General features: G+C 62.8%; 10 protein-coding genes. 7 read left to right on the top strand and 3 right to left on the bottom strand.

Going from position 1 to position 14,636, the window contains the following annotated elements; genetic code table 11:
• The first annotated feature begins 143 nt into the window (after window positions 1–143).
• Window positions 144–491, top strand: a complete 348-nt coding sequence (locus tag IE083_RS10940) for a hypothetical protein (protein WP_189353639.1) — start codon at window positions 144–146, stop codon at window positions 489–491.
• A 500-nt stretch (window positions 492–991) separates the two neighbouring features.
• Here IE083_RS10940 and IE083_RS10935 read toward each other — a convergent pair whose 3' ends face one another.
• The 3 genes from IE083_RS10935 to IE083_RS10925 are packed head-to-tail and all read right to left on the bottom strand — an operon-like array spanning window position 992 to window position 5,293.
• Entirely contained in the window at window positions 992–2,569 is a 1,578-nt protein-coding gene (locus tag IE083_RS10935; protein ID WP_189353638.1) for a DNA recombination protein RmuC, read from the bottom strand.
• Window positions 2,570–2,600: 31 nt separating this feature from the next.
• A complete protein-coding gene (gene recJ, locus IE083_RS10930; protein WP_189353637.1) occupies window positions 2,601–4,292 on the bottom strand; it encodes a single-stranded-DNA-specific exonuclease RecJ in 1,692 nt (563 codons plus the stop codon).
• Complete coding sequence (locus IE083_RS10925) at window positions 4,289–5,293, bottom strand: hypothetical protein (RefSeq protein WP_189353636.1); 1,005 nt, start codon at window positions 5,291–5,293, stop codon at window positions 4,289–4,291. The genes recJ and IE083_RS10925 overlap by 4 nt, the downstream gene beginning before the upstream one ends.
• A gap of 344 nt (window positions 5,294–5,637) precedes the next feature.
• Between IE083_RS10925 and IE083_RS10920 the strand changes: the two genes are divergently transcribed.
• From IE083_RS10920 to IE083_RS10895, 6 genes are all read left to right on the top strand, one after another.
• On the top strand, window positions 5,638–6,969 hold the full coding sequence (locus IE083_RS10920; protein WP_189353635.1) for a M23 family metallopeptidase: 1,332 nt from the start codon (window positions 5,638–5,640) through the stop codon (window positions 6,967–6,969).
• A gap of 51 nt (window positions 6,970–7,020) precedes the next feature.
• Window positions 7,021–8,121, top strand: coding sequence for an anhydro-N-acetylmuramic acid kinase (locus IE083_RS10915; protein ID WP_189353634.1), 1,101 nt, complete (start codon window positions 7,021–7,023; stop codon window positions 8,119–8,121).
• Window positions 8,122–8,200: 79 nt separating this feature from the next.
• On the top strand, window positions 8,201–10,498 hold the full coding sequence (locus IE083_RS10910) for a DNA translocase FtsK (RefSeq protein WP_189353633.1): 2,298 nt from the start codon (window positions 8,201–8,203) through the stop codon (window positions 10,496–10,498).
• Between the two features lie 79 nt (window positions 10,499–10,577).
• The gene (hemH, locus tag IE083_RS10905; RefSeq protein WP_189353632.1) at window positions 10,578–11,663 is read left to right on the top strand and encodes a ferrochelatase; all 1,086 of its coding nucleotides are present in this window, start codon (window positions 10,578–10,580) and stop codon (window positions 11,661–11,663) included.
• 260 nt (window positions 11,664–11,923) lie between these two features.
• Window positions 11,924–13,123, top strand: coding sequence for a branched-chain amino acid ABC transporter substrate-binding protein (locus IE083_RS10900; RefSeq protein WP_189353631.1), 1,200 nt, complete (start codon window positions 11,924–11,926; stop codon window positions 13,121–13,123).
• Window positions 13,124–13,404: 281 nt separating this feature from the next.
• Window positions 13,405–14,598 (top strand): branched-chain amino acid ABC transporter substrate-binding protein, encoded by a 1,194-nt coding sequence (locus IE083_RS10895; protein ID WP_189353630.1) that lies wholly within the window; start codon window positions 13,405–13,407, stop codon window positions 14,596–14,598.
• The last annotated feature ends 38 nt before the right edge of the window (window positions 14,599–14,636 follow it).

Genomic DNA, 14,636 nt, shown 5'->3' with positions numbered 1-14,636 from the left:
AGGAACGCATTCCTCAGATGTGATTTGAAACCCCGTTTACACAAAAATTCGGACAGGCCCTGGACTGACGAAGCAATGAACCCACGTGGGTTCACTCGAATTGGATTGTACGAACACAGGTGGGTTAAAACAAGGAGGAATCCATGAAACTGTCAACGGACTACCTGCAGGAAGCGCTGGAAAAGCTTGGCGACATGGCCGAGGGAAAAAAGGCTGAAGCGCTGAAAATGCACAGAAACTCAGTAAATTCGTACAAACGTGGCGAGCGCATCATGGATGACTACGCCTGCATCGTCGTGGCCGAATACCTGGGCATCGATCCGCTGGAAATCATCGCAGCGGCCAACATGGAGCGCGAAAAAAGCCAAGCCAGAAAGGACTTCTGGCAGGATTTTCGCAAAAAGATCACCCAGCTGGTCGTGGGCGGTCTGGTGATCACGACGATGGCGTTTAGCCCGGTAACTACCGAAAAAGCCCCCCAAGGGGTTTAGCCGTTCGTGTCGCATAATGTTTATTATGTCTAATAAAATAGCAAATTCCGCCACTTCCAATACCCCTCATCTCCTTCCAGTGCGGAGGCCCTGGTCACAAACTCTCTTGCACCTGCAAGTGAATTACGAAGTATCTGCACCCGATGATACCGGCGGGCGCTGGCTGCAGAGTGATCCGGGCCGCACGACAAACAACAAAATGAAGAAGCCGACATTTCTGCCGGCTTCTGTGGGTGGTTGAATGGTACAACGTCGCTTTACTGCTACAACATAACTACCTTTCACTACACACCAGACACTAACGAAGGCGAGAGCGTTGCCGGCACGATGCCGGAGCTTTAACGCGTACAACATCACGTTTACGGTTGGAGGAAAACGCTTTAACAAAGATCAGTGCAAACAGTGCATACATCAACAAGGTTATCAGCGATACCATCTGGCCCTCCTCCTTCCCTGTGCCTGACTTTTTTATAGTTCATCTCTTGGTAATCACCAAGAAATTATTCCGCATCTTCTGCCGCATCCGAAGCAAGCAACAGGTGTGATGGCAGGGATTTGCTGGTCTTGGCGCCCAGCTTGCGCAGTTTCTCGGCGCGCCCCAGCAGGTTGCCGCTGCCGGTGCTGAGCTGTTTCATCGCGGTGCCGTAGCTGTCCTGCACGGTGCCAATCTGCTTGCCCAGCTTCTCCAGCGTGTCCACCAGTCCGGCCAGCTTGTCGAACATGGCGCCGGATTGTCGCGCGATTTCCTGCGCGTTCTGGTTCTGGTGCTCGTAACGCCAGATGCTGGCCACGGTGCGCAGTGTCGCCAGCAAGGTGCTGGGGCCGACGATCATGATGCGGCGTTCGAAAGCCTCGTTGAACAGGCTCATGTCGTGCTGCACCGCCAGCAAATAGGCCGGCTCCACCGGCACGAACATGAACACGAAATCGAGCGTGTTGAGCTTGTACAGGTCCTGGTAGCGTTTCTCGGACAGGCTGCGGATATGCGTCCGTAATGCGGCGATGTGCGCTTTCAGTTCGCTGTCGCGCACTGCTTCGTCGCTGCTGGCGCTGTAGCGCACGTAGGCATTCAGCGACACCTTGGAGTCGACCACCAGCTGCTTGCCTTCCGGCAGGTCGATCACCACGTCCGGCTGATAGCGCTTCTGGCCGCCCTCGCCCGTCTCCACCGTATCCGACACCTGCACGCGGTATTCGCGGTCGCGGCTCAGGCCGGAAGTTTCCAGCACCCGCTCCAGAATCATCTCGCCCCAGTTGCCCTGCGTCTTGTTGTTGCTGCCGGTCAGCGCCTGAGTCAGCGCCACCGCGTCGTGGTTGAGCCGGGTATTCAGCTCCTGCAGCCGGCGCAGCTCCTGTTCCAGCGTCAGGCGCTCCTTGGAATCCTTGTCGTAGGTGTCCTGCACCAGCTTGCCGAAGTGCTGGATGCGCTCGCCCAGCGGCCCCAGCAACAGGCCGAGGTTTTCGCGGTTCTGCTCGGTGAAGCGCTTCGACTTTTCTTCCAGGATGTCGGTGGCCAGCGCCTTGAACTGATTGGACAGTGCCTCGCGCGCCTCCTGCAGCAGCTGCAGCTTCTCCGCCGACTGGCGCTGCTCCTGTTGCAGCAGGGTCAGCAGCTCCTGTTCGCGTGCGCCCAGCCGGGCCAAATCGTTCTGCTGCGTCTGCCATGCGCTGCGCAACTGTTGCAGTTCCTGCTGCAGCAACGGCAGCTGCCGCCCCTGCTCTTCGCGTGCGGCCAACCTTTCGCCCTGCTCGCGCAGTTGCAGCTGTTGCTGCTGCAGCTGTCCTTCCAGCTCCGGCAGACGCTGCGCGTGATTGGTGAACACCGCCAGCTTCTGCTGCGCTTCGGACAACAGCTGGCGCAGGCTGTCCAGTTGCTGTTGCAGTGCGGTCGTGCGCGCCTGGCTGTCGTCGAGCTGCCGCTGCAATGCTTCGCCGCGCGCCTGTGCCGCAGCCAGCTGTGCCGTGGTTTCACCCAGCCCGCGTTGGTAGGCGGCCTCGGCGCGGTGCTTGCCGACCAGCCAGGTGGCGGCGATGCCCGCGCCGGCGCCGGTCAGCAATGCCATCAGTAGTTCGATCATGGTGTCCTCCGGTTTGCGGCCAACCTTGTGCTCAGCCGGGCTGGCGCCAGTGCTGGATGTAAATTTGTAATTCCTTGCGTCCCTGCCACTCGTTGGCTGCCAGCTGGTACACCGCGTTGATGGTCTGCGGCAGCCATTCCACCTGGTTGAACAGCATGCCGTCGCACTGCACTCCGTCCTTTTCCAGACGCAGTTTCAGGTGTTTGTCGCCAACCACACGCTGGCTGACGATGTGGAAGTCGTCGTGGAAGGTCGGCGCGGCAAAGCCCTGCCCCCACACCTCGGCGGCCAAGGTTTCCGCCACTGCCAGCGACAGCTCGCGGCCGCTGAGCGGACCGTCGGTTTCCAGCGTGCGGGTCAGCGTGTTGCTGTCCAGCAGCTGGCGCGCCACGCTCTCGAAGGCGGCGGCAAACTCGTCGAAGCGGGCCGCGGCAATGGTCAGCCCTGCCGCCATCGCGTGGCCGCCGAACTTGAGGATCAGTTGCGGGTGGCGCTTGTACACCAGGTCCAGCGCATCGCGCAGGTGGAAGCCGGGGATGGAGCGGCCGGAGCCCTTGATCTCGCCCTCGTCGCCCGGCGCGAACACGATGGCCGGGCGGTGGTACTTTTCCTTCAGCCGCGAGGCGACAATGCCGACCACGCCCTGGTGCCAGTCGTCGCGATACAGTGACAGGGTGTAGCGCTGCTCGGCGTCGATGCCGGACAGCACCGCCAGCGCCTCGTCCTGCATGCTGTGCTCGATGCTGCGCCGCTCGCGGTTGAGCTTGTCCAGCTCCTGCGCCAGCGTCAGCGCCTGTGTTTCGTCGCCCGCCAGCAGGCAGGCGATGCCGAGGCTCATGTCGTCCAGCCGTCCGGCGGCGTTCAGGCGCGGCCCGACGGTGAAGCCGAGGTCGAAGGCGTTGGCCTTGTGCGCGGCGCGGCCAGCGACGCGGAACAGTGCAGCGATGCCCGGCGCCATGCGCCCGGCGCGCATGCGGCGCAGACCGTTGTCGACCAGGATGCGGTTGTTGCGGTCCAGCTTCACCACGTCGGCCACGGTGCCCAGCGCCACCAGGTCCAGCAGCTCGCCCAGATTCGGCTCCGGCTGCTGCCGGAACGCGCCACGGCTGCGCAGCTCGGCGCGCAGCGCCATCAGCACGTAGAACATCACGCCGACGCCGGCCAGATTCTTGGACGGGAACTCGCAGCCGGGCTGGTTGGGGTTGACGATCAGCGCCGCGGGCAAGGTGTCGCCGGGCAGATGGTGATCGGTAACCAGCACCTCGATGCCGCGCTCATTGGCGGCCTCGACGCCGGCCACGCTGGCGATGCCGTTATCGACGGTGACGATGATGTCCGGCCGGCTCTGCGCCGCCAGTTCGACGATTTCCGGCGTCAGGCCGTAACCGTACTCGAAGCGGTTGGGCACGATGAAGTCGATCACCGCGCCCAGCGCCGCCAGCCCCTTGATCGCTACCGCGCAGGCGGTGGCACCGTCGGCGTCGTAGTCGGCGACCACCAGCAGCCGCTGCCGGGCGGCGATGGCGTCGGCCAGTCGCGCCGCCATCGGCTGGATGTTTTTCAGGCTGTGATACGGCAGCAGCCCCTTGAGGCCGTAATCCACCTCGGCGGCGTCGGCGATGCCGCGGGCGGCGTACAGGCGCGCCATCAGCGGCGCGATGCCTTGCTGGTGCAGTTGCCGGGCGGGATCGGCTGGGACTTGGCGGGTAACGATACGGGTCATTGCGGATACAGTTTGCAAAGTGGCAGCGGACGGCGCCACAGTTTCCAGAGATCCAGCCGCGTGGTGCGGCTGTGCAGGCCGGCGCTGCCGTGACAGCACAGCTGCACTTCGCTGAGCCGCCCCTGCTGCAGTGCGGCCAACGTTGGCGCGAACCAGTCGCGCTCCAGCTGCAGCAGCCCCTCGCGCCAGCCCCACACGTCACGGAATTGCGCCGCACCCTCGGCGGCGTCGAGATGGAGCAGCACATCGCCGCCCCCTTCCGCCAGTGCAAAGGCGTAGCTCGGGCTGTCGCCGCCGACACCGGCCTGCTGCGCCAGCTGCTGCCACAGTGGGTCATGGCTGTGCACCGCCGGATACGCACTGGCCAGCGGCTGCGGCTGGCTGGCCTCGCCCCAGAACCACAGGCTGTTCACCGTCGGCTCGCCGCGCGCCTCGCGCGCTTCGTTGACCGGGTGGGTGTACAGCAACATCTGCAGCTCGTTGAGAAAGCGGCTCCAGCGCATGCCGTTTGCGCCCTTGGGCAGATGATGATTGATGTCTTCGCCGATCACGTCCGGCAAGGCTGAAAACTCGGCACCGCTGGCTTGCGGCAAGGCAACGAACCAGCGCGCCGGTGTCGGCGCATGGAACACCAAGCCGTCCTCGGCGAAAAAGGCGTTCAAACTGGCCAGCAGCGCCGCGGCCTCATCCTGCGCCAGATTCATGATGCCGATGTCGCCCAGCAGCGCGCGGTCGCGATCGACGCGCAGGTTGACCGGGTCGGCAATCAGCCAACTGGCCGCTGGCGCCAGCCCGGCGGCGTGGGCAAGGTTGGCCGCAAGCGCCGGCTGCGGCAGGCCGAAGGTGCGGCACAGCATCTCGCTGGCGCTCAGCGGCTCACTGCGCCACTGGCCGCGGCCCAGCAGCGTCGACAGCGCCGGCAGCGACAGGTCCTTGCACAGCTCGGGGCCGGCGTCACTGTCCAGCCAGGTCAGGCCGGGAACAAACAGGGTGTATTTCATGGCGGGTGTAGCGTCGGGTGGGTGGCTTGCGATGACAGGCCGGTATTGTAGCGGTTTGCAGCCGACGCTGACCAATTGCCGCAGCCGTTGAACTTATTTAGGGACAAAACAGTCTGTGCAGGCGGCCCCGCTTTTTCTGCGCGCAGCAAAGGTGGGATCTGTCGTAAATCTGGCAATGACATGGGGCTAGTTTGTTGATTCTTAAACATTATTTGTTTGCCTGTGTACATTTTTTTGCTAACCTGCCTCCTTTGTATTTTTATCAATAGCTGTTGATTAAGCAGCTTGTTCGATAAACGTGCTTGTCCCGGACACCATCCGGGCCATACAAGACGAAGAGATCCATGAACTACCAGACACTGCTGCAATTCCGTCAACAAGGCCTCCAGCGCCTGATGAAACATCGCTTCAGCTGGCTGATCGGCGTGGCCACCCTGCCCTTTCTCGGCGTACTGACCGCCGTTGCCGTCGCCCCGGGCGCGGCACAACAGGCGCCGCTTGAAGTGCGCGAAGTCAGCCAGTCGCTGGCGCTGCCGGCCCTGCCGGCCGGCCAGTCAGACGGCTCGCGCTACTGGCGCGAAGAGCGCATCCAGCGCGGCGACACCATTGCCCGCCTGCTGAACCGCCTCGGCGTCGGCAGCAACGAAGCCAACCGCTTCATCCATACCGCACCGGTGTCGCGCGACGTACTGAAACTGCGCGCCGGCGCCACGCTGTCGGTACAGATCAACGACCAGGGCGAACTGTTCGGCCTGCGCTTCCTCAACGATGACGAAAACGGCGAAAAAGTGCTGGTCGTGATCGAGAAACAGGGCGAACAGTGGCAGGCCAGCGCCGAGCCGCCACGCACCGAGGTGATCCAGGCGGTGCGCTCCGTCGAGATCCGCACCAGCCTCAGCGGCGCGCTGGCCCAGGCCGGCGTGCCGGTCGAAGTGCGCACCCAGCTGGGCGAGATCTTCTCCGACCAGCTGGACACCACCCGCCTGAAAGCAGGCGACCGCGTCAACCTGGTCTACGAAACCCTGCTGTACAAGGGTTCGCCGATTGCCAACGGCAACGTGCTGGCCGCCGAGATCCAGTCCGGCGGCAAGACCTGGCAGGCGTTCTACTTCGCCCATGACAGCGAATCCGGCGCCTACTACGATGCCGCCGGCCAGTCGCTACGCAAGGGGTTCAGCAACCAGCCGGTGAGCAATGCCCGCATCAGCTCCGGTTTCGGCATGCGCTTCCACCCGGTGCTGCGCAGCCTGCGCATGCACGAGGGCATCGACTATGCCGCCAGCAGCGGCACGCCGATCGTGGCGCCGTCCGACGGCGTGGTCGACACCATCGCCAGCCAGAGCGGTTACGGCAACGTGGTGATCCTGCGGCACAGCGCCAAGCTGTCGACACTGTACGCACACATGAGCCGCTTCGAGCCGAAGCTGAAACGCGGCAGCAAGGTGTCCGCCGGCCAGGTAATCGGCTATGTCGGCAGTACCGGCCGCTCCACCGGCCCGCACCTGCACATGGAGGTGCACGTCAATGGCCAGGCGGTCGATCCGTCAACCACCGCGCTGCCGGTGCCAGGCCTGAGCACGCAGCAACGCTTGGCCTTCCGCCAGCAGAGCGTTAAGCTGGCGGCTAATTTGAAGCTGCTCAGGGAGATTCCGGTCAGCGTTGCCCAGCTGGAGTAAACGCCCCGTGCCATCGACCAACCCTGACAGCGCCACTGTCAGGGTTTTTTCATGTCTGCGTACTTTATCGGTTTGATGTCCGGCACCAGCCTCGACGGCGTGGATGCGGTACTGGTGGATTTTTCCGGCCCGCGCTTCCGCGTCTGCGGCGAGGCCTTCGTCGACTATCCGGCGGCACTGCGCGAGGACATCCTGGCGCTGCAGACGCCGGCGCATAACGAGCTGGATCGCAGCGCCCAACTGGCCAACCAGCTGGCGCAGCGCTACGCGCAAGTGGTACAGCAACTACTGGCGGCTTGCCGGCTCGATGCCGGCGCCGTCAGCGCCATCGCCTGCCACGGTCAGACCATCCGCCACGCACCGGAACGCGGCTACACACTGCAGCTTGGCAACCTTGCACTGCTGGCCGAGCTGACCGGCATCGACGTGATCGGCGACCTGCGCAGCCGCGATGTCGCCGCCGGCGGCCAGGGTGCACCGCTGGTCCCCGCTTTCCACGCCAATGCCTTTCATGACGCCAGCGTGAACCGCCTGATCGTCAACATCGGCGGCATCGCCAACCTGACCTACCTCGGCAGCGACGGCACGGTCTCCGGCTTCGACAGCGGCCCGGGCAATATGCTGCTCGATGCCTGGATCAAGCTGCATTGCGGCCAACCTTACGACGCCGACGGCGCGTGGTCGGCCTCCGGCAATGTCCACCCGCGCCTGCTGCAACAGCTGCTGGCAACGCCCTACTTTGACGCGCCGCCGCCCAAGAGCACCGGCCGTGACCTGTTCGATCTCGCCTGGCTGCAGGCCCAGCTGCACGCACTGGGCGAGCCGCTGCGTCCGGCCGACGTGCAGGCCACCCTGGCCGAACTGGTGGCGCACAGCATCGTTAACGCCGCACAGCGCTTCCTGCCCGCCGTCAGCGCGGTCTACCTGTGCGGCGGCGGTGCACGCAACCGCGACCTGCGCCAGCGGCTGCGGCAACGTTGGCCGCAAGTCAGCTGGCACCTGACCGACGAGCTGGGGCTGCCGCTGCAGCAGGTGGAGGCCACCGCCTTTGCCTGGCTGGGCTATTGCTTCAGCCGGCGCCAGGGCGCCAACCTGCCGGCGGTGACCGGCGCCAGCGGCCGGCGCGTGCTGGGGGCGCTGTATCCGGCCTGACAAATTCACGCGCCGGCGCGCGGCTTTTGTGCGGTTTGCCGATATAATCAGCCACCACCCTAATCAAACAGAATATTCAATGCGCCTCTTCAAGCGTAAAGCCGTCGTCCGCAACACCGATCCGCTACCGCCACGGCTGTCCGGCCTGCTGCGTGAAGCGTGGTGGTTGCTGATGGCCGTGACCGCCGTCTACCTCGTCCTGACGCTGGCGTCCTTTTCTCCTGCCGATTCCTCCTGGTCGCACAGCTCGGCCGATGCGCAGGTGCGCAACTATGGCGGCACCTTTGGCGCCTGGCTGTCCGACATCCTGCTCTACCTGTTCGGCTACTCGGCGTGGCTGAGCGTGGCGTTCTGCCTCGCCGCCATCGCCTGGGGCTATCGCCAGCTGGGCGACGGCATCCGCCGCCCGGGGCCGATGGCGTGGGCGGCCTCGTTCGGTTTCCTGCTGTTCATTCTTTGCTCCGCCAGTCTCGAAGCGCTGATCTGGCGTGACGAAACGCTGAACCTGCCGCTGGTCGCCGGCGGCCTGTTTGGCCAGTTTCTCGGCGATGTCGCCGCGCGCGTGTTTGGTCTGACCGGCGGCGGCCTGCTGTTGCTGGTGAGCGGCGCCATCGGTTTCTCGCTGTTCACCGGCGTATCGTGGCTGAACCTGATGGAGCGCATCGGCGCCACTATCGAGGATGGCGCGCTGAAGGCCTGGCAGGCGTGGCAAGCACGCCAGGACCGCGAAATCGGCCGCGAGGTCGCCCAGCAGCGTGAAGAAAAAGTGGTCACCGAGAAGAAGAAAATCGAGGACAAGCCGCCGGTACGCATCGAGGCCCCGATACTGGACATCCCGCTGTCGCCCAAGGTGACCAAGCCGGTACAGCAGTCGCTGTTTGCCGCACCGGGCGACGACACCCTGCCCGGCCTGCCGCTGTTGGCCGCACCCAAGGAACAGGGCGAGCCGGTCTCCGCCGAGACGGTGGAATACACCTCGCGCCTGATCGAACGCAAGCTGGCCGACTTCGGCGTCGACGTGAAAGTGGTGGCCGCCTATCCCGGTCCGGTCATCACCCGTTACGAGATCGAGCCGGCCGTCGGCGTCAAGGGCGCACAGATCGTCAACCTGATGCGTGACCTGGCGCGCGCACTGAGTCTGGTGTCGATCCGCGTAGTGGAAACCATCCCCGGCAAGACCTACATGGGCCTGGAGCTGCCCAATCCGAAACGCCAGATCGTACGCCTGTCCGAGATCGTCGGCTCCGACAGCTACCAGAACATGAGCTCGCGGCTGGCGATGGCGCTGGGCAAGGATATTGCCGGCCAGCCGGTGTCCGCCGACCTCGCCAAGATGCCGCATGTGCTGGTGGCCGGCACCACCGGCTCCGGCAAATCGGTGGCCATCAACGCCATGATTCTGTCGGTGCTGTACAAGGCGACGCCCAAAGAGGCGCGCCTGATCATGGTCGATCCGAAGATGCTGGAACTGTCGGTGTACGAAGGTATCCCGCACCTGCTGGCACCGGTGGTCACCGACATGAAGCAGGCCGCCAACGCGCTGAACTGGTGTGTCGGCGAGATGGAAAAACGCTACCGGCTGATGTCCAAGCTCGGCGTGCGCAACCTCGCCGGCTACAACCAGAAGATACGCGACGCGGAAAAGAGCGGCGAGAAAATCCCCAACCCGTTCAGCCTGACCCCGGAAACGCCGGAGCCACTGGAGACCCTGCCGCTGATCGTGGTGGTGATCGACGAGCTGGCCGACCTGATGATGGTGGCCGGCAAGAAGATCGAGGAGCTGATCGCCCGCCTGGCGCAGAAGGCGCGCGCCGCCGGCATCCATTTGATCCTCGCCACGCAGCGGCCGTCGGTGGACGTGATCACCGGCCTGATCAAGGCCAACATCCCGACGCGGATCGCATTCCAGGTATCCAGCAAGATCGACAGCCGCACCATCCTCGACCAGATGGGTGCCGAGACGCTGTTGGGGCAAGGCGACATGTTGTACCTGCCGCCGGGCACCGGCTACCCGCTGCGCGTGCACGGCGCCTTTGTCGCCGACGACGAGGTGCACCAGGTGGTGGAATTCCTCAAGACCACCGGCGAGCCGGACTACATCGAGGGCATCCTCACCGGCGGCACCGAAACCGAGGCTGGTGACGGCAGCGACGGCCTCTCCGGCAGCAACGACACGGAAGCCGACCCGCTGTACGACGATGCCGTCGCCATCGTGCTGAAAACGCGCAAGGCGTCGATCTCGTCGGTACAGCGTCACCTGCGCATCGGCTACAACCGCGCCGCGCGCCTGATCGAGCAGATGGAGGCCACCGGCATCGTCAGCCCGATGGAAACCAACGGCAACCGCAGCGTACTGGTGCCGGCGCGCGACGACTGAGCGGCTTGCGGCCAACCTTGCACAAGGTTGGCCGCAATAGCGCTCCCAAGGCTTCATCATTATTCATACTGGACAAAACATGGCCGTACCGCTCACAGAACCGGCTTTCCGCCACAGCTACACTTCCAAGACCGGCGTGCTGCTGATCAACCTCGGCACCCCCGACGCGCCGACCGCCAAGGCCCTGCGCCCTTACCTCAAGCAATTCCTGTCCGACCAGCGCGTGATCGAAATTCCGAAGGCACTGTGGTGGTTGATCCTCAACGGCATCATCCTCAACCTGCGCCCGCGCAAGAGTGCCGAGAAGTATGCCAGCATCTGGAGCAGCGAAGGCTCGCCACTGCTGGTCCACACCCGCAAGCAGAGCCAGCTGCTGGCTGACAAACTGGCCGCCGCCGGACTGGAAAACCTGGTGGTCGATTTCGCAATGCGCTATGGCAAACCGTCGGTCGACAGCGTGCTGCGCCGCATGCGCGAACAGGGTGTCGAGCGCCTGCTGGTGGTGCCGCTGTACCCGCAATACGCCGGCTCCTCGGTGGCGACCGCGCTGGACGAGGTGTTCCGCAGCCTGCTACGCATGCGCAACATGCCGGAAATCCGCACCGTGCGCCATTTCCACGACTTCCCGCCTTATATCGAAGCGCTGGCACGACAGGTGGAGGCGCACTGGCAGGCAAACGGCCGTGGTGACAAGCTGCTGATGTCATTCCACGGGGTGCCGCGTTTTACACTGGACAAGGGTGACCCTTACCACTGCGAATGTCTGAAAACCGGCCGCCTACTGGCGGAGCGGCTGCAGCTGAGCAAGGAACAGTATGTGGTGGCATTCCAGAGCCGCTTCGGCAAGGCGGAGTGGCTCAAGCCCTATACCGCCGACACGCTGACGGCACTGGCCAGGGCTGGTACGCAAAAACTGGACGTGATGTGCCCCGGCTTTGTCGGTGACTGTCTGGAGACACTTGAAGAAATCGCGATGGAAGGCAAGGAGATTTTCCTGACCAATGGTGGGGGAGAATACCGCTACATCCCCTGTCTCAACGAGGATCCAAACTGGCTAAATGCACTGACGGCATTGGTCAGACAGCATCTTGGTGGTTGGATAACAACACCGGACGATCCGGTGCTGCGTCAGCAGCGCGCGCAAGATTCCGGCGCAAAAAACTAGCAAAAGCAATTTTTTCACCCCAATGGCGCACCAGAACAGTGCGCCATTGTCCGTTTTGTACTTTCCCATCCGGGCGCCGAACTACCGCAGCGCAACAAAAATGTCATTAACCTTGACATGTCCGACAATCTCCAAATTGGTGAAATCAAACTTCGTTGACACTGCATAGGGTGCTACGCATAATCAGTCCGCATCTGCCCTTTCCAAAAGAACCGGGCAGATCTTACAAGTCACATGACTAAGATCAGGGGAAACACAAGATGAATAAATTCGCACGCCTTAGCCTGTTTGCAGCCGCCGCCATCGCACTGACTGCTTGCGGCAATAAAGAAGAACAACCAGCTGCCGACGCCTCTGCTACCGCTGCCGCAACCGATGCCGGCGGTGAAGTAGTGGTCAAGATCGGCCAGGTATCGCCGATGACCGGTCCGATTGCTCACCTGGGCAAAGACAACGAATTTGGCGCCCGCCTGGCCATTGAGGATCTGAACGCCGAAGGCATCGAGATCGGCGGCAAGAAAGTCAAGTTTGAACTGGTATCCGAAGATGACCAGGCCGACCCGAAGATCGGCACCCAGGTTGCCCAGCGCCTGGTTGATGCCCAGGTCGTCGGCGTGGTTGGACACCTGAACTCCGGCACCACCATCCCGGCATCCAAGATCTACTCCGATGCCGGCATTCCGCAGATCTCCCCTTCGGCGACCAACCCTGACTACACCAAGCAAGGTTACAAGACCACCTTCCGTGTCATTGCCAACGACGTACAGCAAGGCAAGGCGCTGGGCGAGTTTGCCGTCGACAACCTGAAAGCGAAAAAAGTCGCCATCATCGATGACCGTACCGCTTATGGCCAGGGTCTGGCTGACGAATTCGAAAAAGCCATCAAGGCCAAGGGCGGCGAAATCGCCAAGCGCGAGTTCACTACCAACACCGCCACCGACTTCAACGCCATCCTGACCTCGATCAAGTCGGCACAGCCGGACGTGATCTTCTACGGCGGCATGGACGCACAGGCGGCACCACTGGCCAAGCAGATGCAGCGTCTGGGCATCAAGGCCAAGCTGATGGGTGGCGACGGCTGGCAGACTCCGGAATTCATCAAGCTGGCCGGCGAAGCATCCGAAGGTCAGTACTCCTCCAGCTGCGGCGTGCCCCGCGACAAGATGCCAGGTTTTGCGGCGTTCAACGATCGCTTCAAGGCCAAGTTCAACACCGAAGTACAGATCTACGCACCGTACGAGTACGATGCCGTGAAAGTACTGGTTGACTCCATGAAGCGTGCCGGTTCGACCGATCCCAAGGTCTACCTGCCGGAAGTGGGCAAGACCCAGATGACCGGCGTGACCGGCAACATCGCCTTTGACGAAAAAGGTGATATCAAGGACGGCGCAGTGACCGTTTACCAGGTTAAAGGCGGCAAGTGGGAAGTGGTTTCCACTGTTGGCGGCCCGGCCCAGTAAGCTGATCCGGCAAGGCTTTTGCCTGTGAAAATGGCGCCCGCTTGGGCGCCGTTTTTTATGCTTGCCATATCGCAGTGCACCAATTAAGATCGTTGCAGTACGCGTCGATTGTATCCAGTCGCCGCTCCCCTTTGTCTCCGCGATTGCCACCACCCCGCGCCGTCCGGACACAATGTCACGACAACAGGCGCCCGACCGGGCCCGGTTCGGCTGAACATAAAACCACCTGCATTTTACAAACAGAATGTTCCCGCCATGAGGAACAGGGACCCGTTTTCACCATGAATCCATATCGCATCACCGCTATCGCCGCGGCCGCACTGACGCTGGCCGCCTGCAATAATGCCGAACCACAGCAAGACGCCGCCGCCAGCGCCCCCGCTGCCGCACAGGAGCACGTGGTCAAGATCGGTTCCGCCAACCCGCTGACCGGCCCGTTCGCCCACTGGGGCCGTGATGCCGACAATGGCGTACAACTGGCTGCCGAAGAAGCCAACGCAGAAAAGCTGACCCTGGACGGCAAGCCGGTCCGTTTTGAAGTGATTTCCGAAGACGACCAGGCCGACCCGAAAGTCGCCACCCAGGTTGCCCAGCGCTTTGTCGACGCCGGTGTTGCCGCCGTGATCGGCCACCTGACCTCCGGTGCGGCCATCCCGGCCTCGCGCCTGTACAACGATGCCGGCATTGCCATGATCGCCGGTTCGGTAACCAGCCCGAAATTCACCCAGCAAGGCTATAACAATACTTTCCGCATCATTGCCAATGACCTGCAGCAAGGCCAGGCATTGGCCAATTATGCGGTGAGCGAACTGAAATCGAAGCGCATCGCCGTCATCGACGACCGCACCACCTACGGCCAGGGCCTGGCCGACGATTTTGCCAAGGCCACCGAAGCGGCCGGCGGCACCATCGTCAAACGCGAGTACACCACCAACAGCGCCACCGACTTCATGGCGATCCTGACCTCGATCAAGGCCGAGAAGCCGGAACTGATCTTCTACGGCGGCATGGACGCACAGGCCGGCCCGCTGGTGAAGCAGATGCGCAAGCTGGGCATCAAGGCAATCTTCATGGGTGCCGATGGTGTCAATACCGCCGAGTTTGCCAAACTGGCAGGCAAGGATGCTGACGGTGCCTACGCCTCCAGCGCCGGCGCTTCGAAAGAGCTGATGCCGGGCTATGCCGAATTCAACATCAAGTACAAGGCGCGCTTCAATGGCGAGATTCAGGCCTACGCACCGTACACTTACGATGCCACCCGTGTGGTGATCGACGCGATGAAACGCGCCAACTCCGCCGATCCGAAGAAATACCTGGCCGAAGTCGGCAAGACCTCGCTGCAGGGCGTGACCGGCCCGATCGCCTTTGCAAGCAATGGCGACATCAAGAACGGTACCGTTACCCTGTATCGTATGGAGGGCGGCAAGTGGACCGGCGTAGTCAAGCCGGCCAGTGACGCTTCTGCGGCGCAATAAACCTGAGCCTGATGCAACAACGCCGTTCCCGCCACCGC

Origin of the sequence: Vogesella fluminis (assembly GCF_014652335.1) — a bacterium.
Classification (GTDB): Bacteria; Pseudomonadota; Gammaproteobacteria; order Burkholderiales; family Chromobacteriaceae; genus Vogesella; species Vogesella fluminis.
This window is presented reverse-complemented; position numbering and strand designations above follow the sequence as displayed.

Coding starts and splice junctions, on each gene's coding strand:
- IE083_RS10940 (WP_189353639.1), top strand. CDS start 144: ATGAAACTGTCAACGGACTACCTGCAGGAAGCGCTGGAAAAGCTTGGC.
- IE083_RS10935 (WP_189353638.1), bottom strand. CDS start 2,569: ATGATCGAACTACTGATGGCATTGCTGACCGGCGCCGGCGCGGGCATC.
- recJ (WP_189353637.1), bottom strand. CDS start 4,292: ATGACCCGTATCGTTACCCGCCAAGTCCCAGCCGATCCCGCCCGGCAA.
- IE083_RS10925 (WP_189353636.1), bottom strand. CDS start 5,293: ATGAAATACACCCTGTTTGTTCCCGGCCTGACCTGGCTGGACAGTGAC.
- IE083_RS10920 (WP_189353635.1), top strand. CDS start 5,638: ATGAACTACCAGACACTGCTGCAATTCCGTCAACAAGGCCTCCAGCGC.
- IE083_RS10915 (WP_189353634.1), top strand. CDS start 7,021: ATGTCTGCGTACTTTATCGGTTTGATGTCCGGCACCAGCCTCGACGGC.
- IE083_RS10910 (WP_189353633.1), top strand. CDS start 8,201: ATGCGCCTCTTCAAGCGTAAAGCCGTCGTCCGCAACACCGATCCGCTA.
- hemH (WP_189353632.1), top strand. CDS start 10,578: ATGGCCGTACCGCTCACAGAACCGGCTTTCCGCCACAGCTACACTTCC.
- IE083_RS10900 (WP_189353631.1), top strand. CDS start 11,924: ATGAATAAATTCGCACGCCTTAGCCTGTTTGCAGCCGCCGCCATCGCA.
- IE083_RS10895 (WP_189353630.1), top strand. CDS start 13,405: ATGAATCCATATCGCATCACCGCTATCGCCGCGGCCGCACTGACGCTG.